Consider the following 496-nt stretch of genomic DNA (forward strand, 5'->3'; position numbering starts at 1 on the left):
ACGGTCGCCGAGTTGCTGCGCCACCCCGACGACCGGTTCACCGTCCTGGACGAACGCGGCGACACCGCCTGCGCCGTGCTGTGGGGGCTGCACAGCATGTTCGAGGCGGTCGTCGACCGCCGCTGGACCTTCGCCACCCACGACACCGTCGAACTGCCCGCGCTCCGCTTCGCGTTCGTCGGCCGCTGGTCCGGCGCGGCGAGCCGCAACACCGAACGCCGCCGCGTCGACCCGCGCGAACGGTGCGGCGACCGGGCGGAGGAGCTCGCGACCCGGCTCGTCCGCCACCACCTGCGGGGGGTGGCGGAGGGAGAGGGAGGCGAGTACGCCGTCGGCAGCGCCCTCCACACGGCCGCCACCGCCCGCCGCGCGGACCGACCCCGAGGCGCCGGCGGAGGGGCTGCGCGCGGCCAACGCCGCCGAGCTGCACCGCTGGGCGGTCCGCCCGCTGCTCGGCCGGGGCGACGCCCCGGTCGGCACGGTCGCCGAGCTGCTC

At 77.8% G+C, this 496-nt stretch carries 1 protein-coding gene; it reads left to right on the plus strand.

Annotated elements, in window-relative coordinates; translation table 11 throughout:
- On the plus strand, positions 1–496 hold a 496-nt coding region (locus CCN56_RS43680), incomplete at both ends, for a hypothetical protein (RefSeq protein WP_218779496.1).

It is taken from the genome of Streptomyces sp. NRRL B-24572 (assembly GCF_002156145.1).
GTDB classification, from domain to species: Bacteria; Actinomycetota; Actinomycetes; order Streptomycetales; family Streptomycetaceae; genus Streptomyces; species Streptomyces vietnamensis.